Origin of the sequence: Rhodococcus sp. A14 (assembly GCF_011603105.1) — a bacterium.
GTDB classification, from domain to species: Bacteria; Actinomycetota; Actinomycetes; order Mycobacteriales; family Mycobacteriaceae; genus Rhodococcus_F; species Rhodococcus_F opacus.
Genome location: NZ_JAAOQS010000025.1, coordinates 41,463 through 61,882, shown reverse-complemented (window position 1 = coordinate 61,882; position 20,420 = coordinate 41,463). Strand labels below are relative to the sequence as shown.

22 protein-coding genes are annotated in these 20,420 nt (G+C 66.8%); 10 read left to right on the top strand and 12 right to left on the bottom strand.

The features are described from left to right. The first annotated feature begins 1 nt into the window (after position 1). Entirely contained in the window at positions 2–1,084 is a 1,083-nt protein-coding gene (locus G9373_RS15825) for a hypothetical protein (RefSeq protein WP_005566311.1), read from the top strand. Positions 1,085–1,116: 32 nt separating this feature from the next. Here G9373_RS15825 and G9373_RS15820 read toward each other — a convergent pair whose 3' ends face one another. From G9373_RS15820 to G9373_RS15790, 7 genes are all read right to left on the bottom strand, one after another. After that, the gene (locus G9373_RS15820; RefSeq protein WP_005566309.1) at positions 1,117–1,815 is read right to left on the bottom strand and encodes an HAD-IA family hydrolase; all 699 of its coding nucleotides are present in this window, start codon (positions 1,813–1,815) and stop codon (positions 1,117–1,119) included. Between the two features lie 53 nt (positions 1,816–1,868). Continuing rightward, complete coding sequence (locus G9373_RS15815; RefSeq protein WP_167115687.1) at positions 1,869–2,192, bottom strand: putative quinol monooxygenase; 324 nt, start codon at positions 2,190–2,192, stop codon at positions 1,869–1,871. A gap of 34 nt (positions 2,193–2,226) precedes the next feature. After that, positions 2,227–2,799: a TetR/AcrR family transcriptional regulator gene (locus tag G9373_RS15810; RefSeq protein ID WP_120660391.1), complete on the bottom strand. Its 573-nt coding sequence runs from the start codon at positions 2,797–2,799 to the stop codon at positions 2,227–2,229. A gap of 20 nt (positions 2,800–2,819) precedes the next feature. After that, a complete protein-coding gene (locus G9373_RS15805; RefSeq protein ID WP_007297581.1) occupies positions 2,820–3,290 on the bottom strand; it encodes a nuclear transport factor 2 family protein in 471 nt (156 codons plus the stop codon). 142 nt (positions 3,291–3,432) lie between these two features. Continuing rightward, a complete protein-coding gene (locus G9373_RS15800; protein ID WP_005566303.1) occupies positions 3,433–5,037 on the bottom strand; it encodes a cation acetate symporter in 1,605 nt (534 codons plus the stop codon). Next, the gene (locus G9373_RS15795; RefSeq protein ID WP_005566301.1) at positions 5,034–5,387 is read right to left on the bottom strand and encodes a DUF485 domain-containing protein; all 354 of its coding nucleotides are present in this window, start codon (positions 5,385–5,387) and stop codon (positions 5,034–5,036) included. Before G9373_RS15795 ends, G9373_RS15800 begins: the two co-directional genes overlap by 4 nt. Further along, on the bottom strand, positions 5,384–5,863 hold the full coding sequence (locus tag G9373_RS15790; RefSeq protein ID WP_005259034.1) for a nuclear transport factor 2 family protein: 480 nt from the start codon (positions 5,861–5,863) through the stop codon (positions 5,384–5,386). The genes G9373_RS15795 and G9373_RS15790 overlap by 4 nt, the downstream gene beginning before the upstream one ends. 203 nt (positions 5,864–6,066) lie before the next feature. Between G9373_RS15790 and G9373_RS15785 the strand changes: the two genes are divergently transcribed. The 6 genes from G9373_RS15785 to G9373_RS15760 all read left to right on the top strand — a co-directional run bounded on the left by G9373_RS15785 (position 6,067) and on the right by G9373_RS15760 (position 12,578). After that, entirely contained in the window at positions 6,067–6,672 is a 606-nt protein-coding gene (locus G9373_RS15785) for a TetR/AcrR family transcriptional regulator (protein ID WP_050998621.1), read from the top strand. A gap of 136 nt (positions 6,673–6,808) precedes the next feature. Continuing rightward, the gene (locus G9373_RS15780; protein WP_167115682.1) at positions 6,809–8,002 is read left to right on the top strand and encodes an acyl-CoA dehydrogenase family protein; all 1,194 of its coding nucleotides are present in this window, start codon (positions 6,809–6,811) and stop codon (positions 8,000–8,002) included. Next, positions 7,999–8,802 (top strand): hypothetical protein, encoded by an 804-nt coding sequence (locus tag G9373_RS15775; RefSeq protein WP_065492271.1) that lies wholly within the window; start codon positions 7,999–8,001, stop codon positions 8,800–8,802. Before G9373_RS15780 ends, G9373_RS15775 begins: the two co-directional genes overlap by 4 nt. Then, positions 8,799–9,647 carry an alpha/beta hydrolase gene (locus G9373_RS15770; RefSeq protein ID WP_043789624.1) on the top strand — a complete coding sequence of 283 codons (849 nt, stop codon included), beginning with the start codon at positions 8,799–8,801 and terminating at the stop codon, positions 9,645–9,647. The genes G9373_RS15775 and G9373_RS15770 overlap by 4 nt, the downstream gene beginning before the upstream one ends. Next, a complete protein-coding gene (locus G9373_RS15765) occupies positions 9,644–11,350 on the top strand; it encodes an AMP-binding protein (RefSeq protein ID WP_167115679.1) in 1,707 nt (568 codons plus the stop codon). The genes G9373_RS15770 and G9373_RS15765 overlap by 4 nt, the downstream gene beginning before the upstream one ends. After that, positions 11,343–12,578, top strand: coding sequence for an acetyl-CoA C-acetyltransferase (locus G9373_RS15760; RefSeq protein ID WP_005566293.1), 1,236 nt, complete (start codon positions 11,343–11,345; stop codon positions 12,576–12,578). Before G9373_RS15765 ends, G9373_RS15760 begins: the two co-directional genes overlap by 8 nt. A gap of 4 nt (positions 12,579–12,582) precedes the next feature. Here the strand turns inward: G9373_RS15760 and G9373_RS15755 are convergent, their stop codons facing one another. From G9373_RS15755 to G9373_RS15740, 4 genes are all read right to left on the bottom strand, one after another. Further along, the gene (locus tag G9373_RS15755; protein WP_005566291.1) at positions 12,583–13,377 is read right to left on the bottom strand and encodes an alpha/beta hydrolase; all 795 of its coding nucleotides are present in this window, start codon (positions 13,375–13,377) and stop codon (positions 12,583–12,585) included. A gap of 71 nt (positions 13,378–13,448) precedes the next feature. Next, positions 13,449–14,297, bottom strand: coding sequence for a catechol 1,2-dioxygenase (gene catA / locus G9373_RS15750; protein ID WP_005566289.1), 849 nt, complete (start codon positions 14,295–14,297; stop codon positions 13,449–13,451). Positions 14,298–14,317: 20 nt separating this feature from the next. Then, positions 14,318–15,934 (bottom strand): 4-hydroxyphenylacetate 3-hydroxylase N-terminal domain-containing protein, encoded by a 1,617-nt coding sequence (locus G9373_RS15745; protein WP_005566288.1) that lies wholly within the window; start codon positions 15,932–15,934, stop codon positions 14,318–14,320. A gap of 21 nt (positions 15,935–15,955) precedes the next feature. Then, positions 15,956–16,528 (bottom strand): flavin reductase family protein, encoded by a 573-nt coding sequence (locus tag G9373_RS15740; RefSeq protein ID WP_167115677.1) that lies wholly within the window; start codon positions 16,526–16,528, stop codon positions 15,956–15,958. A gap of 239 nt (positions 16,529–16,767) precedes the next feature. Between G9373_RS15740 and G9373_RS15735 the strand changes: the two genes are divergently transcribed. The 3 genes from G9373_RS15735 (at position 16,768) to G9373_RS48185 (ending at position 19,310) form a co-directional block, all read left to right on the top strand. Further along, complete coding sequence (locus G9373_RS15735; RefSeq protein WP_005566284.1) at positions 16,768–17,715, top strand: AraC family transcriptional regulator; 948 nt, start codon at positions 16,768–16,770, stop codon at positions 17,713–17,715. 66 nt (positions 17,716–17,781) lie between these two features. Then, positions 17,782–18,414 carry a DUF222 domain-containing protein gene (locus G9373_RS46445; protein ID WP_346842825.1) on the top strand — a complete coding sequence of 211 codons (633 nt, stop codon included), beginning with the start codon at positions 17,782–17,784 and terminating at the stop codon, positions 18,412–18,414. Continuing rightward, positions 18,327–19,310 carry a DUF222 domain-containing protein gene (locus G9373_RS48185; RefSeq protein ID WP_346842827.1) on the top strand — a complete coding sequence of 328 codons (984 nt, stop codon included), beginning with the start codon at positions 18,327–18,329 and terminating at the stop codon, positions 19,308–19,310. Before G9373_RS46445 ends, G9373_RS48185 begins: the two co-directional genes overlap by 88 nt. On the opposite strand, the gene G9373_RS15725 is transcribed toward G9373_RS48185, so the two are convergent. Then, complete coding sequence (locus tag G9373_RS15725) at positions 19,207–20,415, bottom strand: cytochrome P450 (protein WP_167115675.1); 1,209 nt, start codon at positions 20,413–20,415, stop codon at positions 19,207–19,209. The two genes, G9373_RS48185 and G9373_RS15725, sit on opposite strands and share 104 nt — an antisense overlap. Positions 20,416–20,420: the final 5 nt, after the last annotated feature.

The window sequence follows — 20,420 nt, the reverse complement described above, 5'->3', positions numbered from 1 at the left end:
CATGACATACCGCGTCGTCGAATGGTCCACCGGTACGGTCGGGCGTCACGCCATCGCAGGGATCGACGCCCGCGACGACCTCGAACTGGTCGGCGTGTGGGTGTCCAACCCGGAGAAGGTCGGGAAGGACGCCGGGGAGCTGGCGGGCCTCGGCCGAGAACTCGGCGTGGCGGCGACCGACGACAAGGCGGCACTTCTCGCTCTGAAGCCGGATTGCATCGTGCACACGGCGATGACGGACGACCGCATCTTCGACGCCATCGAGGACCTGATCTCGTTCCTCGAGGCCGGCATCAACGTCGTGTCCTCGGGACCCGTTCTGTTGCAGTATCCGATCGGTGTGGTCCCGGACGAACTCGTCGATCGCATCCGGCGCGCCGGCGAGCAGGGCGACGCGAGTCTCCACGTGAACGGTATCGACCCCGGGTTCGCGAACGACGTTCTGCCGCTGGCCATGACGAGCCTGTCGCAGCGGATCGACGAGGTGCGGTGCTCCGAGATCGCCGACTACTCCACCTATTACCAGCCGGTGGTGATGAGCGAGATCTTCGGTTTCGGCAAACCCGTCGAGGAGACGCCGATGCTGTTCCAGCCGGGCGTGCTGTCGCTGGCGTGGGGGAGCGTCGTGCGTCAGATCGCCGCGGGACTGGACCTCACGCTCGACGAGCCGCTGGTCGAGAAGTTCGAACGCATCCCCGCCGAGCAGGATCTGGACATTCTGTCGTGCCACATCGCGAAGGGAACGGTGGCGGCGGTGCGATTCGAAGTCGTCGGCACGGTCGCCGGGGTGCCGCGCGTGGTCCTCGAGCACGTCACCCGCACCCACCCCGAACAGAAACCGGACTGGCCGAAACCGACCCGCGGCGACGGGTGCTACCGCATCGACATCACGGGCGAGCCGATGATGACCGTCGAGTTCAACCACCACGGCGAAAACGGCGACCACAACGTGTCGGGGATGATCGTCACCGCGATGCGGCTGGTGAATTCGGTGCACGCGGTGGTCGAGGCGAAGCCCGGGCTGGTGACCGCACTCGATCTGCCTCTCGTCACCGGCCGCGGATTGTGCGCTTCGCGCTTGTGAGTACTTGTTAACCGCCCGTGGTTAATAAGTACTCACAGGCCGAAGGCATTGAGCGCATTTCGGAGACCGTCGGGGCGCTCCGCGAGGGGAACGGGTTCGACGAGTGCGAACGCGCAGCCCACCTTGCGTGCGGCGCCGTCGGCTTCCTCGCTGTCGCCGATCATGAGAGTGCGTTCGGGCTCGGAGCCGAGCGCGGTAAGGGCGTGCTCGAAGATCTTCGGGTCCGGTTTGATCGCACCCACCTCGAACGACAGCACGAACGCGTCGACGAGATGCTCGACTCCCAGATCCGCGAACGCGGGCCGGATGTCGAACGCGATGTTGCTCAGCACCGCGACCTTGACAGCACGGTCCTTCAGTGACGCAAGCACTTCCGCGGTGTCGGGATATGCGCTCCAGCATCCCGGGTCGATCACCCGCTCGTACAGCCCGACCGCCTGGTCCTCGTGCGCGACCCCGGACTTGCGCAAGACGTCGAGGTACGCCTGCCGGTGGAACCGAGGGTCGAGGTCGCGGTTGGTCCACGCGTGGTGCTCGGCCGCGTCCATCTCGACGGTCTGACCGACCGGCGCCGTCATGCGCCGCATCAACTCGGCCTGCTGGTGGAGGTCGAACGGTTCACCGTCGTGGTCGGTGAGGTCGGCCATCCAGCTGTCGTCCTCCTCCAGCCGGAACAGCGTGCCGGAGAAGTCGAAGATCACTGCGTCGAATTCGGTGAGATCGGAAGCCACGTTTTCCAGGCTAACGCGCGGTGCGCTCGACTTCAGGGTGAAGCCGGACGGGGTCAGTCGACTTCGAGTTCACCCATCAGCGACCACTCGGTGCCGTCGATCGTGGTGTTGATGATCCGCGGTGTCTGTGCGAGGGCGGGTTTCAACTCGCGCAAGGCGTTCTGGAAATGCTCGCTCTGCACGTGGGCGACGGCGGCGTCGTCGTCACGGAATGCCTCGACGAGGACGTACAAGTTCGGATCCTCCACCGCCCGCGACCAGTAGAACCACAGGTTGCCCGGTTCGTTCCGGGTCGCGTCGGTGAACGGCTGCACCAGGTCGAGCCAGCCGTCCGCGTGGTCCGGTTTCACGGTGAAGTTGACGACGATGAAGATCACGGCTGCCTCACTTCTCGAGTCGACGATTCGAATCCTACGCGCGCGATTCGTTCGGATCCCCGACCGAGCGGCGTAGCCGGGTGAGGATGCGCGTGAAACTGTCGGGGTCGTCCAGGGCACGCGCGAGGATCAGCGCGCCCTGGATTCCCGCGACGACCTCCTCGGCGAGCGGCCGCGACTGCCTGCCGTGGCCGGCGTCGGCGAGAGCGCCGGCGAGCGAATCGACCCAGTCGGTGAAGTAGGCGCGCACCCGGTCCGCGAAGCGGTCACGTTCGAGGCCGAGCGCGAACGCCCCGAACAGGCAGATTCGGCGTCCCGACCGGAAGTACGTCTCGACCTCCTCGAACATCCGCTCCAGACGGGCAGTGGCGGGCTCGGACCCGCGCAGCGGCAGGTGCACGGCGGTCTGGAACCAGGCGTCGACCTCGTCGAGGACCGCCTCGGCCATCTCGTCCTTGCCGCGAGGGAAGAAGTTGTACAGGCTGCCTTTGCCGAGTCCGGTGTGCTCGGTGATGACGGCCAGGCTCGCGCCGTCGAACCCGTGGGATCGGAACACCTCCGCCAGCACGGGGACGACGTCGCCGCGCTCGGCTACTGCTCGGGGCATGACTACTCCTCGTGTGCCGGTCAGAGGCCGAGATCGCTCAGCCCGGGATGATCCGACGGTCGCACGCCGGACATGTCCCAGAAGAACTTGCGGTCGGATTCGTCGATCGGCACGTCGTTGATGCTGGCGTGACGCCACCGCATCAGACCGTTGTCGTCGAACTGCCAGTTCTCGTTGCCGTACGCGCGGAACCACTGCCCGTCGGTGTCGTGGAACTCGTACGCGAACCGGACCGCGATCCGATTCCCGTCGTGCGCCCACAGTTCCTTGATCAGACGGTATTCCAGTTCGCGGTCCCACTTCCCGGCGAGGAAGTCGACGATCTCGCGGCGCCCCTGCAGAAAGGTGGACCGATTGCGCCACCAACTGTCCTCGGTGTAAGCCTGCGCGACCTTCTCGGGATCACGGGAATTCCAGCCGTCCTCGGCGGCGCGGACCTTCGCGATCGCGGTGTCGAGTGTGAACGGGGGTACGGGTGGGCGAACGGACATGGTGTGCGCTCCTCCGGGAGGTGTTGTACCTATCAGTACAGACTGTACCAATTGGTACAGGGCACTGTCCAGGGTTGCGGCGGACACACGGCACGGGCGATGCCCCCGCCGTGACGGCGAGGGCATCGGCCGAGCGTGAAACCTAGTGCGTTTCGGCGAGTTCCGCGCCGATACCGGTCTCGGCGCGGACCAGCATCTCGGCGAACTTCTCGTCTCGATCCGCCGAACGTCCGTGAAGGCGTTCGCCGGCGAGGGAGCCGATCACGGCGGCGGCCAGCCCGAGCGGCATCGTGATGATCACCGGCAACTGAATGGTCAGCGGCGCCGGACCACTACCCAGCCAGAGCGCCTCCGTGAACATCAGGCTGACCACGGTGGATGCCAATCCCACCGAGATGCCCCACACGGCGCCTGTGCTGTTGAACCGCCGCCAGTTGAGACTGAGCAGCAGGCTGGGCAGGTGCGCACTGCCTGCGACCATGAAGGCCATACCCATGAAGTAGGTGATGTTGGTGGTGTCGCCGATCGCCATCGTCAGTCCGATCGCGACGACGCTGAACGCGACCGCCGCGTACCGGGCGACCTTCGCCTCGCGGGCATCCGCCGTCTCCGTGCCGGCATCGGCGGACTTCCGGCGGGTGAGGGTGGGCCACACGTCGTGGGCGAACGTTCCCGCAGCCGAGATCACGACGCCCGCGACGACGGCGACGATGCTCGCGAACGCGACGGCTGCCACCATGGCCAGCGCGATCGAACCACCGATGGTGCCGACGCCTCCGCCGAGTTCCGTGACCAGCGTGGGTGCCGCGAGATTGCCGCCGGCGCCGACCCGATCCGCCCCGTCGGGACCGAGAAGCGCGGCGGTGCCGAAGCCCATCACGATGACGATCAGATAGAAGATGCTGCACAGCGCGACGGTCCAGCCGAGCGACTTTCGTGCCGTCGCAGCCTCGGGGACGGTGAAGAAGCGAATCAGGATGTGGGCCATGCCGGCCGTGCCGAGCGCGAACGCCAGGGAGTACGAGATCAGGTTGATCGCACCGGTCTGCCCGAAGATCAGGCCCGGCGAGAGGATGGCATCTCCGGCCGCGGCGTTCGAGGTTGCCGCCCCGAGCATGCCGGGGACGCTGAAGCCGAACTTCGCGAGGATCCCGAGGCACACCACGATCGCCAGGATCGACAGGATGGACGACTTGATCACTTGAACCCACGTGGTCGCCAGCATTCCGCCGACGAAGACGTAGATGCCCATGAGTGATCCGGCGACCACGACGGACAGGCCGAACGGGATCCCCGAGACGGACTCGAGCAGTACGCCGGCCGCCACGAGTTGGGCGAGCAGCACGAACGTGCCGGTGACGATGGTGCTGAGTGCAACCACCACCCGGACGCGACGTGCGCCGGTCCGGAACACCAGAACATCGGCGAGCGTGAACTTTCCGACGTTCCGCATCTTCTCGGCGAGGAGGAAGAGGACGGGGAGGAAGGAGACCACCGACGTGCACAGAATGACGGCGCCGTCGACGCCCTTGTAGAAGATCAAGCCCGTGGTGCCCAGGAAACTGCCCGCGGAGATGAATTCGCCGGCGATCGCGAAACCGTTCTGCCAGCCGGTGATCGAGCGTCCCGCAGCGAAGAATCCGGTGGCGCTACGGCTTCGGCGCGATGCGGCGAACGTCACCCACAGCGTGAGCGAGATGACGGCGGCACAGATGCCGATGGCGAGGAAATCGGCGTCGCCGGTCATGAGGCACGCTCCTGATCACGTTGCGCGATGGCCCGGACGGCGGCATCGGCGGCGGGTTGGATGAAGGTACGGGAGAGGCGGAAGTACGCGTACACGAGCACCCAGGTGCCGGCGAACTGGGAGAACACCACCCACAGAGACAGTGGAATGCCGAATGCCGTGTTGTCGCCGAGGGATTCGGGGAAGAAGGCGAATCCGACGAGAAACCCCGAGAACAGTGCGATCGCGATCAGGCCGAGTCCGGTGGTGACGGCCCGGCGTCGTCGCCGCAGTTCGACGAACTCCGGCAATGCGAGGATCGGTGACCAGACGGCTGCGCTCGCCGCGGTGGCGGGGGACTCGGTGGTCACGCGTTCACCGCCGCACGTCGCGCCGAGTCGAGCGCGAACTGGTTCTCGTCCCAGCCCTCCGTGAGCGGACCGAAGTAGTGGAAGCGCACCTGCTTGACGCGGTACAGCCAGCGGCCGTCGACTTTGACGGCCTCGTCCGTGTAGCGGCCGGCGGCGATCGAAGCGTTGCCGTCGGACACGCAGGGCTGCCACAGGAACGAGCGGACGGTGGCGCGATCGCCGTCGAGGTCGATCTCCAGGTTGGTGATGAAGTGCCAGAACGCGGTGAGCCCGCCGGGTGCGAGGCCGGCGAAGAACGCCCGCATCTCGCTCTTGCCCTTCGGGTTGGACAGCCCGTCGAATTCGCCGTCGTCGGTGAACAGATCCATCAGGGCGTCCCAGTTGCCGTCGTCGAGATGGCGGCAGTACTGCGCGTCGAGGTACCGGATGGCCTCCAGGTCTTCGAGGCGGCGGATTCGTTCTTCGAGGGTGCTCAAGGTGGCATACCTCCACGGTGTGAGGAGCGGAATGCGCGAACCGGTAATTAACAATCGTTCACGTGATCTGGACCATAACGGACGCGCTACCGTCGGTCAACACCGTGCGCCGCTCGCCCTGTCCGCCGTGCGTGATGCGTGGTGAGCTGCATTTTCTTCAGGTTGTATTGCCCGCGCCTCGCGTGGCACCTACCCTCCGAGGGATGAACACTCGGTCAAGCGGTGCAGTGATTCCCTCCGTCCGGCAGCGGATCCTGGACGCGGCGCTGGAGGAGTTCTATACCGCCGGCTTTCACGCGGCGACCATGCGCACCATCGCCAAACGTGCTGGCTGCAGCGCCGCCAACGTGTACAACCACTTCGAGAACAAGGACGAGCTCCTGGTCGAGATTCTGCGGTCGGCCAGTGATGAGCAGTTCACCGCCACCCGGACCGCACTGCGGAGGGCAGGGTCCGCACCGGCGGAGCAGTGGACGGCTGCGGTGGTCGCGCATTCGCTGTACACCGCCCGCAACCAGCAAGCCTGCCTGGTGGCGAACACCGAACTGCGGTACCTCGACGAGGTGGACCGCAAACGGGTCGTGGGCTCGCGCGACGCGCAGGAGCATTTGTTCGTCACCATCGCGGAGGCGGGGGTGGCCGGCGGCGACTTCGACGTCCCCCATGTTCACCAGGCGGTGACCGCGGTGCTCACCATGTGCGCGGGAATCGCGCTCTGGTACCGCCCGGACGGACCGTTGTCCGCGCAGGCGGTCGCGGACTCGTACGGCGTCTATGCGCTCAACCTGGTCGGATACCGTCCCGCCTGAATCGGGGAGATTCGGCATTGACGGTGCGTTCCCGTCCGTGCTGTACTGGGTGAACAAGCGTTAATGTGATCCGAGTGTGGAACCGCGAGTTCTCCCGAGTCACGCGCCCCGTAGTTCGAGTGGATGAGGAGTGTCCATGACTCACCGGCCGTCACAGCCGCGTACCGACTCACCGCGGTATCTGACCGAGGACCGGGTGGCGATCCGCGACCTGGCACGCGATTTCGCGATGAAGCAGGTGCTCCCGGTCGCGAACGAACTCGACCCGGTGCAGGGCACCATCCCGGACACGTTGAAGAAGGCGATGGCCGAGGTCGGGTTCTTCGGGATCATGATCCCCGAGGAGCACGGCGGTCTCGGTCTCGGGGTGTTCGAGTACTGCCTGGTCGCGGAGGAGTTGTCCCGGGCGTGGATGAGCGTGTCGGGGCTGCTGGCCCGCGGTAACGGGATGGGCGGCGGGTTCACCCCGGAGCAGGAGGCGGCGTTGCTGCCGAAGGTCGCCCGCGGTGAGTACCTCGGTGCGTACGCCCTGTCGGAGGCCGAGGCCGGATCAGATGTGGCGAACATTTCGTGCCGCGCGACCCGCGACGGCGACGACTGGGTGATCAGCGGCACCAAGATGTGGTGCACGTACGCCGACGAGGCCGACTACCTGGTGCTGTTCGCGCGCACCGATCCGAACAAAGATCCGGCGAAACCGCACCGCGGGATCAGCGCGTTCCTGATCGAGAAGCAGCGCGGCGGGTTCCCCGAAGGGATCAGCGGGACGAAGATCCGCAAGATCGGATATTTCGGGTGGAGCACGTGGGAGCTCTCGTTCGACAATTTCCGGGTGCCCGCCACGGCCATGCTCGGTGAGGAGGGTAAGGGCTTCTACCTGGCGGTGTCCGGTCTCGAGGTGGGGCGGGCGCATACCGCGGCCCGCGCGATCGGTCTGGCGCGGGGCGCGTTGGAGGATTCGATCGCGTATCTGCACACCCGCAGGCAGTTCGGGCACGAGTTGGCCGATTTTCAGCATCTGCGGTTCAAGGTCGCGACGATGGCCGCCGACATCGAGGCCGCCCGGCAATTGATGTACTCGGTGGCCACCGATATCGACACCGGCCGGCGGTGTTCGCTGGAGGCGTCGATGTGCAAGTTGGTGGCGACGGAGATGGCCGAGCGGGTGACGAGTGAGGCGGTGCAGATTCACGGCGGCGCCGGGTACACCACCGACTTCCAGGTCGAACGGCATTGGCGCGATGCGCGGTTGACGAAGATCTTCGAGGGCACCAGCGAGATCCAGATGCGGATCATCTCCGACGAACTCCTGGGAAGGGCGGACGAATGAGCACACTCACCACGAGCATCGCCGTCGGCGATCGCACTGTGAGCGACGCCCGGCGAGTCTCCGAACTCGGACTGTCATGGCCGGAGGCGTCGTTGACGGGAATCGTCGTGGCGGGAGTACTCGCTCCGGCGACGACGTCCGGTGCCACACGCACCGGACTGCAATGGAATTCGCAGTACGCGGTGGCGGGCGACGACGTCGTCCACGTCGAGTCCGTCGTCACGCGCGTCGAACAGTCCGAGACCGGAGCCGAGTTCGATCGCCACGTGCGGCTCGTCGACGAGGCCGGGTCGATTCGCGAGGAGGGAATCGAGACGTGGCGTTCGCCCGAACCGTCCGAGGTGCGATTCGATCCCGGTGTCGACTTCTGCACACCGGCCTGGGGAGAGCGTCTCCGCGAATCTCTCTCCACCGATACAGCCTTCGCGTCCTCACTGTCGACGTGGGATGGCACCGTGGGTCTGCGTTGCACCGACTCCTCGGGCCGGGCCCGCGAACTGCAGCTGCGGATCTACCGCGGAACGATCATCGACGTCGCCCGCCGCGTCCCGGGTGGGGCCACGTTCACGCTCATCGCCCCGGCTGTCACCTGGGTCGACCTCGTGTTCGCCGAACGGAACGATTTCATGCGCCGCGCCATCAGTGGTGAATTCTCCTCCAGCGGTGACGGGTACGAGTACCTGCGCCTGACCAAACCACTCGACATCATCATCGCCCATGCCCGCAGCGCCGCACGTGAGTGGCAAAGCGTGTCGGGGCACTCTTTGCCACTCACGTGCGGAAGGGAGGCCCGGCCATGATCGAGGCCCGATACCTGGAGATCGACGGAGCGCTCGGCTTCGTCGAGATCATCACCCCCGACAATCAGCCGGACACCGAGGCGCCCACAGTTCTGTGCCTGCACACCGCAGGCCAGAGCGGAGTCCAGTGGCGGCGCGTCGCGTCCGAACTGGCAAGCCGGGGCTACCGGGTGATCGTCCCCGACCTTCCGGGGCACGGACGTTCCGAGCCCGCGGTCGACGGTCCCGTCACCAGCATCGTCACGTTCGGAGACTGGCTCGGGAAGGTCCTCGATGCGCTCGCCGTCGAACGGCCCTTCGTCGTCGGGTGTTCCATCGGTGGCAAGCTGACACTCGAGCTCGCCACGCGGTCGTCGAGGCCGCTGGCCGGAGCGATTGCGATGGCAGCGGAGGCCGGTCCCGGCCGCGTCAACGTGGGTGGGCTGCGCCGCGAACTCGAGGATGTCGCCGGGCCCAGCCGCGCCGACCGCACCTACCTGGGCACGCTCGCCTCCGTCGGACATACCGTGCCCGAGGCGAAGGCGCACCTGATCGCCACGATGCACAAGCGTGAGGACCCGGAGATCTCGTCCTCCGACCTGATCGGCTGGGGCACGCACGACGTGCGCGACCGGATCGCCGAGATCACCTGTCCTCTCAGACTCGTCGCCGGAGCGCAGGATCCGTGGATCGACGCCGGACGCGTCGAGCAAACCGTGTCGGCACTCGACGCCGCCCGTCCCGGACTTGCGTCGTTCACTCTGCTCGAGGGCATCGGCCACTACCCCATGGAGGAGATCGACGATTTCGCCTCGATGGCGGACGAGTGGTTGACCGATCTGCGTGCGGCGGTGGTGCTCTCGTGACGGCGCACGACACGGCGACGCGTCGTGACACACTCGCCTCGCTGCTCGAGGAACTCGTGACCGCCGACCCGGGTGCCGCTGCCGCCCTCGACGTCGTCGACGGCGAGCCGATCGTCACCAGCCGCAGCGAACTCCGAGCCCGCGTCGACGGCCTGAAGTCGGAACTCCTGCGCGTCGGCGTCCGGCGCGGCCAGTGTGTGGCCGTCCTGCTGCCGAACTGGTCGGACGCGATCGTCTGGCAACTCGCCGCGTCCGCCGTGGGTGCACACGTCATCGGCGTCAACACCCGGTACAACACCCACGAGATCGCACACATCCTCACCTCGGCGCGCCCCGCGGTGGTCGCCGTGGCCGATCACTTCCACGGTCTCGACCTGTTCGGACGACTCGGAGAGGCACAGCACTCCCTCGACCTCCCGGCGCCGGCAGTCGCCGTCGTGCGCGGTCCCGGAACGACGGGCGACGCCCCCGACCCGGCGCGATTCGACCTCGGCGGTGGCGCCTGGACAGCGGGCAGCGCGGACACCGGCACCGTCCAGGTGCCGGTGACACCCGACATGGCGACCATCACCGCTGCGGGTGAGCGGGCTGCCCCGGACGACGTGCTCGCGGTCGCGTTCACGACATCCGGATCCACCGGTGTTCCCAAACTCGCAGCCCATCGCGAATCGGCGGTGGTCCGGCACGCGCGAGCCGACGCCGTCGTCCTTGCCGTCGAACCGGGAGACGTCACCCTGTGCGTGCTGCCGGTGTCGGGGGTGTTCGGATACAGCACTGCCCTGGCCACTCTCGCAGGCGGCGGTACGCTGCTGATGGAGCCCGTCTTCGACGCCGCGGTCACGCTGGCCCGGATGGAGTCGCTGAAGGTCACGCACGTCGTCGGCGGCGACGATCTCTTCACCCGGCTCCACGACACGTGGCACGCGGGTAACCGTGCCGACCTGTCGTCGTTGAAGCGCCTCGGCATCGCCGACTTCCTCGGCCGCTCGCACGAGGTGGCCGCGTGGGTGCGTGACGAGTTCGGTGCCGTCACCACGGGCGTCTTCGGGTCGTCCGAGGTGTTCGCCCTGATGCTGCTGTGGGATGCCGCGGACCCGGAATCCCTGCGCTGGAACGGCGGTGGGCGCCCGGTCGAATCCGGCATCGAGGTTCGCATCGTCGATCCGCTCGACGACTCGGTCCTTCCGGACGGTGAGCAGGGTGAGCTTCAGGTGCGCGGACCGAACGTCGTCGACGCCTACCTCGGCAATCCGGATGCGGCCGCACGGGCGTTCACGAGGGACGGGTGGTTCCGCAGCGGCGACCTCGCCGTCGCGACCGGCGACGGAGGCTATACGTATGTATGCCGAATGGGGGACGTGCTCCGGCTACGCGGGTTCCTGGTGGACCCCGCCGAGATCGAGCACCGGCTGGCGGAACACGACGCCGTCCACCTGACGAAGGTCGTGGGCATCACCGGCACCGGCGGATACACCGAGGCCGTGGCGTTCGTCGTTCCCACCGAAGACACGTCGGCCGGCGCCGCCGAGCTCAGGGCCTGGTGCGCAGAGTCGCTGGCGGCGTTCAAGGTTCCCGCCGCGGTGCACGTGATCGAGGAAATGCCGACCACCGTGGGCGGCAACGGAGCCAAGATCCGAGCGGTCGAACTGCGTGAATGGGCGCAGCGCTGGACCGATCACGAAAGGGATTTCCGCAGTGCCTGAAAGTACGAATGCCCAGGCGGACGACGTCGTCGTCTGCGAGCCCCTGCGCACCCCCGTCGGCCGATACGGCGGGCAGTTCAAGGACGCGCCCGCCGCCGACCTCGGCGCTCGGGTGGTGTCCGAACTGCTCACGCGGACGAAGGTGGATCCGGGCCGCGTCGACGACGTGATCTTCGGTCAGTGCTACCCGAACGGTGAGGCGCCTGCCATCGGCCGCGTCGTGGCCCTGGACGCGGGAATGCCGGTGACGGTTCCCGGTCAGCAACTCGACCGTCGTTGCGGATCCGGTCTGCAGGCCGTGCTCGACGCGGCGATGCGGGTGCAGACGGGGATCGCCGAGCTGGTGATCGCCGGCGGCGTGGAATCGATGAGCCGCGCCGAGTACTACACGGAGTCGATGCGCTGGGGAGCCAAAGGTGCGCCGGCAGCGCTCCTCGACAGGCTCGCCCGCGGTCGTGTCACCGCAGGCGGACGCAACTATCCGGTGCCGGGCGGCATGCTCGAGACGGCGGAGAACCTGCGCCGCAAGTACGACATCAGCCGTCGAGAGCAGGACGAGCTCGCGGTGAGTTCCCACCGGCGGGCGGTCGCCGCGATCGACTCGGGAAAGTTTGCCGAGGAGATCGTGCCGGTGGAAGTTCCCGTCCGGAAGGGCGATCCGCAGGTCGTCGATCGGGACGAGCACCCCCGTGCCGACACGACAATCGAGTCGCTCGCTCGGTTGCGGCCCATCATGGGCGCCACCGACCCCGACGCGACCGTCACCGCCGGCAACGCCAGCGGGCAGAACGACGGTGCGGCAGCATGCCTCGTCACCACCCGGGCGGAGGCGGAGCGTCTGGGGCTCCGGCCCCTCGCACGCCTGGTCACCTGGGCGGTCGCGGGGGTGGAGCCGTCCGAGATGGGCATCGGACCGGTGCCGTCCACCGAACGGGCCCTGAAACGCGCCGGGCTGACCCTCGCCGACATCGACCTCATCGAACTGAACGAGGCCTTTGCCGCACAGGCGCTGGCTGTCACGCGCGAATGGAACTTCGGTGCACAGGATTTCGACCGCACCAATGTCAACGGCTCGGGAATCTCGCTCGGGCACCCCGTCGGCGCGACGGGAGTGCGGATCCTCACCACACTGCTGCGCGAGATGGACCGTCGCGGAGTCCGTTACGGCCTGGAGACTATGTGCATCGGCGGTGGCCAGGGGCTGACCGCCATCTTCGAAAGGGTCTGACAGCTCAGCTGTCGAGAGCCCGAATCCAGTCGGTGAGCGCCCGCACAACCTGTGCGGGCGCTTCCGGCATCAGCGCATGGCTCGCGTTCGGCACGACGGTCACGGTAACCAATTCGCCGAACCGATCCCGCAATTCGTTCTCCGTCTCACGCGGGCGGAACGGATCGAGAGCGGACTGCAGATCCAGGATCGGCTGGTGCGCGACATCCCACCACTCCTCCTTGGGTGTGGCGGACGAGGCGGCGAGCTGCCGCTTCGACACCTCCGGATACCAACCGGTGAGCCACTCCCTCGGATCGTTGCCGGGGGCGAAGAATCCGATCTGCAGGTAGCCGATCCGCTCTTCGTCGGGCAGTGAGGAATCGGAGCATTTGACCGCCAGCGCCGTCAGTGCGGCCGGGTAGTTGCGGGCGCCCGCCGCAGCCACGACGACGCCGCGCACCAGGTCGGGCCGGTCGGCGGCGAGCATCCGGGCGACGTAGTGCCCGAAGGCATGACCGAGAACGACGGCCGCACCGTTGTCCTGCGCCTCGATCACCGCTCCGATGTCGGCGGCCAGGTCGCGCAACGTGATGTTCTCCAATGGTCCCGTGCTCCGGCCGATGCCACGCGGCTGGGGTCGGGAGACCCGGAAGCCGTTCTGCGCGAGTCCACTCGCGACGTCGTCGTAGTCGTACGACTCGCGCCCGAGCGAAGGCAGCAGGATCACCGACGGACCGCTGCCCTCGACGACGACCTCGATCACGGCCGTCGCGGTGTGCACGAACTCCGTTGACCGCACCGGTGATGTGCTCGGCATGATGATTCCTCCACAAACGTCGATCCCCCGGGCGACACGATCTTTCGCGTCGCCCGGGGGAGGGTGGTGTCTCAGTCCGCGGCGGGATCGAGCGCGAAGTCGTAGCTGACAACCTTACGCCCGGCGTCGTCGAGTTGCGGATCGAGGAGGAGTTCGGGTTTCGTTGCGGTGGCGACGTCGTCGTCGATCCAGTCGCCGCCGGCGAAGTACAGTTGGGTGATGATCGGCTGCTTGCCCGGGGACGTCACCCGCAGGTGCAGGTGCGCCGGCCGCCACGGGTGCCAGCCGGCCCCCTCGATGAACTGACCGGTCGGGCCGTCGGTCGGGATCTGGTACGGGGCAGGCTCGATGGTGGTGATCTCGTACCGCCCCTCCGGGTCGGTGACGATGGTGCCGCGCAGGTTCCATTCCGGTAGGTGCGGCGCGAACTGCGAGTAATAGCCCTCGTCGTCGGCGTGCCACAATTCGATGATCGCACCGCCGAGGCCGGCCCCGTCGAGGTCGGTCACCCGGCCGCGGAGGACAAGCGCGGGGTGGGCCCGGTCCTCGTCGCGCATCGGCAGGGTGCACCGCGCGGGCAGTTCCGGTGCCCCGGGCACGTAGTACGGTCCCTCGATGCTGCCCTTGGTGCCCCGGAACCTGGTGGAGTTCACCTCCTCGATGTCGTGCTCGACGAACACGTCGAGCAGCAGCGGCCACTCGCCGCCCTCACCGACATCGATGAGCCACTGCTTGAGGACCCGGTACTCCGGGTAGGTGACGGCGTGCTTGTGGATCAGGGCGCTCAGCCCGGCGAGCGCCTCGGTGGCGATCGCGGACAGGCGTTCCGGGGACGTGTCGGCGGTGAACCTTGCGCCCTTGAACTTGTCGGTGGCGGCGTTGCCGGAGCCGACCGCGGTAGGGCTGTCGATGGTGGTCATGTTTCTCCTGGTCTGCGCGATTAGCTGCGGCCGAAGTAGGACACGTCGTCGTTGCCGATCAGGTCGGGCACGGTCCACCCGTCGAGGTCGTACTCGGCCAGGCACTGCTCGGCCAGACCCTTCATCGAGCTGACCGTGCCCCGGTTCTCGGCGAACATCAGCAGTTCCGCCTTCACGCCCTCGTGGTTGCCGGCGTAGTTCCGTTCGTACAACTCGTGGCGGCCACCGAACTCGCTGCCGATCGAATCCCACAGCGCCTTCATGATCTTGACGCGTTCGACCGCGGTCATCCCCTCCGAACCGCGGACATACTTGTCCAGGTACGGGCGGACGTCGGGGCTCTTGAAGTCGGCGGACGAGGACGGCAGGTAGATCAGCCCGGACGCGACGTCCTGTTCGATGATCTCCTTGATCCGCGGGTAGCCCTGCTGCATGAACATCCGGTACGTCAGCCCGTACTCGAGCTTCGGGATGACGGTGTCGCCCACCCACGGTTCCGGGTCGCGGACCATCGATTCGGTCAACGACCAGAACAGGTTCCGCCAGCCGATGACCTCACCGACGCGGGTCTGCACCCCACGGAACCCGCCGGCTCCGGTGGCGTCGAGGGCCTTCATCAGCAGGCCGGCGATGAAGTCCAGCTTCACGGCCAGGCGGGTGCAGCCCTGCAGGGTGAAACGCGGCAGGAATCCGGACTGCGGGAAGAACGCGTTGATCTTGTCCACGTCGCCGTACATGAACACGTTTTCCCACGGCACGAGCACCTTGTCGAAGACGAAGATCGTGTCGTTCTCGTCCATCCGCGACGACAGGGGGTAGTCGAACGGGGAGCCCATCACCGCGGCCTGCTGGGTGTAGGAGGTGCGGCAGATCAGCTTCACGCCCGGTGCGTCCATCGGGACGGTGCAGATCAGCGCGAATTGCTTCTTCTTGATCGGCAGGCCGTAGTGGGCGATGAAGTTATAGTTGGTAATGGCCGAGCCGGTGGCCACGACCTTGGCGCCACTGACGATGAGTCCGGCGTCGGTTTCCTTCTCGACCTTCATGAACACGTCACCGACCTCGTCGGGCGGGAGCTGCCGGTCGACGGGCGGGTTGATGATCGCGTGGTTCCAGTACAGGACCTTTTCCTGCGATTCCTTGTACCAGCGCTCGGCGTTGTCCTGGAACGGCGAGTACAGCTCCTTGTTCGCGTGCAGGGTGCCGAGGAAGGACGCCTTGTAGTCGGGACTACGGCCCATCCAGCCGTACGTCATCCGCGCCCAGGTGGCGATCGCGTCACGATCCTTCAGCAGATCGTCGGAGTTCTTCGGCGCCCGGAAGAACGGCATCGTCACACCCCCGCTGCCGGTGTCCGTCGGTGTGGTCAGGGTGTCGACGTGCTCGCCGGTATGCATCGCGTCGTAGAGGCGGGCGGTCATCCGGATCGGGTTACGGAACGCCGGATGCGTCGTGACATCCTTGACACGCTCGCCGTGCAGGTAGATCTCGCGGTCGTCGCGCAGCGACTCGATGTACTCGTCACCCGTCATCGGACGGGTGGCGAAGTTCGCGGTCCGGTTCGCTTCACAGTCGGCGGCGACATTGACCTTCGTGCGGTCGACGTCGGTATCGGGGGCAGCTTCGGTGGTGGTCATGGTGTTCCCTTTCGGTCGGGATTACGAGGCAGCCTGAGCGAGCTGCAGGTGGAGCGGAGTAATCGACGCGGCGGCATCGAACCATCCGCTGTGGGGGTCGTCGAGGCAGCCGTTCCACGCCGTGGTGCCCGAGGTGGCACCGAGGTCGTGGAAGGTGCTGCGGTAGAACAGCAGTGGGTCCTTGGTCGCGTCGACGGTCGCGTCGACGATCTCGCCGATGAAGATGATGTGGTCACCGCCGTCGTAGGAAGCCCAGGGTGAGCACGTGAGCGTGGCCGCGTTGCCGGACAGCGCGGGAGCGATGCCAGCGGAGTCCCACACCGGTTCCGTCCGTTGCGGTTTGCCCGCGAAGTGCATGGCCGTGTCGAGCTGATCGGCGGCCAGAATGTTCACCGCGAACGGCGCATCACCGAGGTAGCTGCATGCCTTCGACTTCCGGGTCAACGTCACCTGGCACAGCCGCGGCTCTATCGAGACGGCGGTGAAGGCGGTGACGGTCGCGCCGTGCGGCTCACCGGCGGCATTGGCGCACGTGATCACGGTGACGCCACTGGCGAACTGGCCGAAAATGTTACGCAGAGTGCGCTGGTCCATTTCTCCTGACCGCCTTTCTGCACGATTCGTGCGATTACCCCTGCGATTGGGGACCTGCACAACGTATGACGGGCGTCACAGTCCGTCGATCCGCATTGCGAAGGCGCGATCCGGAACGCGAAACGGGTTTGCCGGACGTGAGTCGCCGGCGCTTGCAGTGACGTGAGTCACAGGCGATGCTAGGGTCGGGAGTTGCCCATGCGCGGTCGTGGCGCGAGGTGAGAGGTCTGGACGTACGCATGCGAGGACGGTTGGAAGGTCCCGGTTTCACCGACTGGGACGAGGTTCACGAGGTGGTCGCGGACGCGTACTTCCCTCACGAGCTGCGTCCGCTGTCACGGGACACCGCTGCGCGGTCTTCCCTGGAGTCCTCGCAGATGGGCCCGTCCAGGCTCGCCCGGATCGGTTTCGGCGCGCCCGTGTCGATCGAGTCCGACCATCCCGGTGCGTACGGCATCAACATCCCCCTGGCCGGCCGCATCGTCTCCGTCACCGGCGGGACGGAAGTGACCTCGACGCCTGGGCTGGCCACCATCTGCCCGCCCGACACCCGCACCGTCATCACCAACTGGAGCAGTTCCTGCGAGATCATCGGATTCAAGGTGGACCGAGACTACCTGCAGCGCGAAATGGACCGCGTGCTCGCACGGCCCGGCCAGGAGTTGCCGCGGCAACTCGACCTGCGCACCGGCGCAGGCGCCGACTGGCTGAGGTTCGTCCGCTCCATCGCCGACCAGGCGTTGCGCGACAGCGTTCTCCTACACAGCGATCAGGTGTCGCAACAACTGTGCGGAGCGTTGACCACTGCGCTCGTGCTCACCGCGATGCCGGACGACGACACAGGTGCCGCGGGAATCCGGCCGCGCATCGTCAAGCGAGTAATCGACGCGATCCAGCAGGACCCGGCCCGCCCGTGGAGCGCGGGGGAGATGGCCGAACTCGTCGGAGTGAGCGTCCGGCGCATGCAGCAGGGGTTCCGCGAATACGTGGGTATGACTCCGATGGAGTACCTCGTCGACGTGCGCCTCGAGCGTGTCCACGCCGACCTCACCGGAATCGGCTCCTGCGCTACCGTTTCCGAAGTCGCGACACGCTGGGGAATCATGCATACCGGAAGATTCGCCGCCGCCTACCGCCGCAAGTACGGCGTGACGCCGTCCGAGTCACTGCGCGATCGCGGGGTCTGATCGGTCCGGTGGGGAGGCTCGGTTTCGCCTCCGAAACGTGTCGGACCCTCGCGGTAGTATTCGCACATGAGTTCGACTGGAGGGTCGGCGGGTAGCCGGGTGGCGGAGCATATGTCGATGCTCGATGCCGCGGTGGACGGGTTGCTCGATGCCGGGCTGGCCGAGTTGTCGGACTCTGATCTCGTCGAGGTGATGCGCGGGGTGGAGCAGTGGCTTCGCCGCGCGGAGGCGGTCTCACACCGTTTGGTCGTGGAGAGCGTGGAACGTTCGGTCCCGGCAAGTCTGGGGTATTCGTCGCCGAAGAAGCTCCTGATCGACGTACTCCGGATCTCGGGCGCGGACGCGTCCGCCCGCCTCACCGCTGCCCGCGAGCTGGGCGTGTGGCACACCATGGCCGGCGAACCGATGCCACCGGTGTTGCCGGAAACCGCTGCGGCACAGAGCGACGGTGACATCGGCACGGATCATGTGCGGGCGATTGCGAAGGTGATGCGCAAGATTCCCCACGCCGTCGACAACGACGCGGTCGCCGACGCCGAGGCCGTGCTCGCGAACTTGGCGAGAAGCGGAACCCCGGAGGATGTGGAGCAGGCCGGGCACCGGTTGCTGGCATACCTGAATCCGGACGGGAACCTCGGCGACGACCGCGACGGAAACGCCGACGGGGCATCTCGATCGGTCGGCAGGACACCGAGCTGATGTCGAGAATCTCCGGTGAGCTCGATCCCGTAGCGCGGGCGATGCTCGATCCGATCCTCGCCAAATGGGCGCGGCCCGGAATGAACAATCCGGACGATCCCGCCTCGCCGGCCGGCGACGGCGAAGACCCGTCGATCGATCGTGACCTGTTGGCGGCGGCGGCCGTCCGCGATACCCGCACCGCAGCGCAGCGCAATCACGATGCGTTCAGCACAGTGTTCCGGGCGCTGCTCGAGTCGGGGGTGCTCGGCCGGCACCGGGGCCTCCCTGCCACGGTGATCGTCACTATGACACTCGAGCAGCTGGAGCAGGCGGTCGGTGGTCTGGCCACGACCGCCACCGGTGGGTTGCTCCCGATCGCGGACGCATTAGCATTGGCCGAGGAGGCGCATCCGGTGCTCGCGCTATTCGACCATGCGGGTCGTCCACTGCACCTTGGTCGGCGACGTCGTCTGGCCAACGCCGACCAACGGCTCGCGCTGATCGCCGCAGATGGGGGTTGCACCCGGCCGGGGTGCTCGTCACCGGCGAGTCTGTGTGCGGTTCACCATGTCACGGACTGGCACAAGGGTGGGCACACCGACATCGAGGGTCTCGCCCTGGTTTGCGACGCCTGCCATGCTCAGGTCAACGACGGTCCGGCCGGATGGGCGACGAGGTCTGCGCCCCACCATTCCGCATACGCGGGCCGGACCGAATGGATTCCGCCACCACACATCGACCCCACCCGAAGACCGCGAATCAATCACCGACATCACCCCGGTGAGTTGATCGAGGATGCGCGGCGGCAGCTCACCCACAGTCCACCAGCAGGTGCCGTGGGCCTCGCAGCACCGGGTTGGGCCGGTAGGGCGGCGGGTCCTCGACGAGGCGCGGATTGGGGAGGCGGCGGATGAGTTCGGCGAGCGCCATCTGCCCCTCGAGGCGGGCGAGGGGTGCGCCGAAGCAACTGTGGATGCCGCTGCCCAGACCCACGTGCTGGTTGTCCGCGCGGTTCGGGACGAACTTGTCGGCGTCGACGAATCGTTCGGGATCACGATTGGCCGATGCCAATGCCAGTACGAGCGGCGAACCCTTCGGGACCGTGACACCGTCGATTTCGATGTCCACGATCGGCGTTCGCTGACCCAGGAGATGCACGGGCGGTTCGAAGCGGAGCAGTTCCTCCACGGCCTGCGGCATCAACTGCGGTTCGGCGCGAAGACGTTCGAGAACGTCGGGATTGCGCAGCAAGGTCAGCATGCCGTTGGTGATGAGGTTGACGGTGGTCTCGTGCCCGGCGATGAACAGCAGGATGGAATTGGTGACCAACTCGACGGTGTTCAACTGACCGTCGGGACCCGAATCGTTGGCCAGCCCCGACAGCATGTCGTCACCGGGATCGCGGCGACGGTCCTCGATGAGACCTGCCATGAACATGGCCATCTCCATCTGGGCCTTCTGCGCCACTTTCACCTGCTCGTTGTCGGCGCTGGTGCGACGCGGGTCGATGGCTGCCACCAACGCGTCGGCCCAGGCGTGGAACCTGGGTTCCTCGTGGGGTACTCCGAGCAGTCGGCAGATCACGGTGACGGGGAAGGGGTAGGCGAAGTCGTCGACGATGTCGATGCGCTCCTTACCGTCCAGCCCGTCGACCAGTTTCGTGACGAGTGTGGCGAGTTCGCCACGCATGGAGTCGATTCGGTCGGGGCTGTGCGGCGGGCCGAACTGTCGCGTCGTCAGTCTCCGTAACCGATCGTGCTCGGGCGGATCGAGTTTGAGGAACGACTCCGGCCCGTCGCCGGCACGATCCGATCCGGGAAGTCCCGGACCACGGTTGTGCAGGTCGGAGCTGATCCGCGGGTCGTGCAGGAGCGCCATGACGTCGTAGTACCGTCCGACGAGGTAGGAGCCGTTGTCCTGCGGCGCCACCCGGGTCTCACGAAGTTCCTCGTACAGCGGATACGGATTCGGCCGGCTCGCCTGGTCGGTGATCCGCTGGAACAGCTGCGCACGCGACATGGACA

Coding starts and splice junctions, on each gene's coding strand:
- G9373_RS15725 (WP_167115675.1), bottom strand. CDS start 20,415: ATGTCGCGTGCGCAGCTGTTCCAGCGGATCACCGACCAGGCGAGCCGG.
- G9373_RS15740 (WP_167115677.1), bottom strand. CDS start 16,528: ATGGACCAGCGCACTCTGCGTAACATTTTCGGCCAGTTCGCCAGTGGC.
- G9373_RS15825 (WP_005566311.1), top strand. CDS start 2: ATGACATACCGCGTCGTCGAATGGTCCACCGGTACGGTCGGGCGTCAC.
- G9373_RS15805 (WP_007297581.1), bottom strand. CDS start 3,290: ATGTCCGTTCGCCCACCCGTACCCCCGTTCACACTCGACACCGCGATC.
- G9373_RS15780 (WP_167115682.1), top strand. CDS start 6,809: ATGACTCACCGGCCGTCACAGCCGCGTACCGACTCACCGCGGTATCTG.
- G9373_RS15810 (WP_120660391.1), bottom strand. CDS start 2,799: ATGCCCCGAGCAGTAGCCGAGCGCGGCGACGTCGTCCCCGTGCTGGCG.
- G9373_RS15735 (WP_005566284.1), top strand. CDS start 16,768: ATGCGAGGACGGTTGGAAGGTCCCGGTTTCACCGACTGGGACGAGGTT.
- G9373_RS15775 (WP_065492271.1), top strand. CDS start 7,999: ATGAGCACACTCACCACGAGCATCGCCGTCGGCGATCGCACTGTGAGC.
- G9373_RS15755 (WP_005566291.1), bottom strand. CDS start 13,377: ATGCCGAGCACATCACCGGTGCGGTCAACGGAGTTCGTGCACACCGCG.
- G9373_RS15745 (WP_005566288.1), bottom strand. CDS start 15,934: ATGACCACCACCGAAGCTGCCCCCGATACCGACGTCGACCGCACGAAG.
- G9373_RS15800 (WP_005566303.1), bottom strand. CDS start 5,037: ATGACCGGCGACGCCGATTTCCTCGCCATCGGCATCTGTGCCGCCGTC.
- G9373_RS46445 (WP_346842825.1), top strand. CDS start 17,782: ATGAGTTCGACTGGAGGGTCGGCGGGTAGCCGGGTGGCGGAGCATATG.
- G9373_RS15785 (WP_050998621.1), top strand. CDS start 6,067: ATGAACACTCGGTCAAGCGGTGCAGTGATTCCCTCCGTCCGGCAGCGG.
- G9373_RS15770 (WP_043789624.1), top strand. CDS start 8,799: ATGATCGAGGCCCGATACCTGGAGATCGACGGAGCGCTCGGCTTCGTC.
- catA (WP_005566289.1), bottom strand. CDS start 14,297: ATGACCACCATCGACAGCCCTACCGCGGTCGGCTCCGGCAACGCCGCC.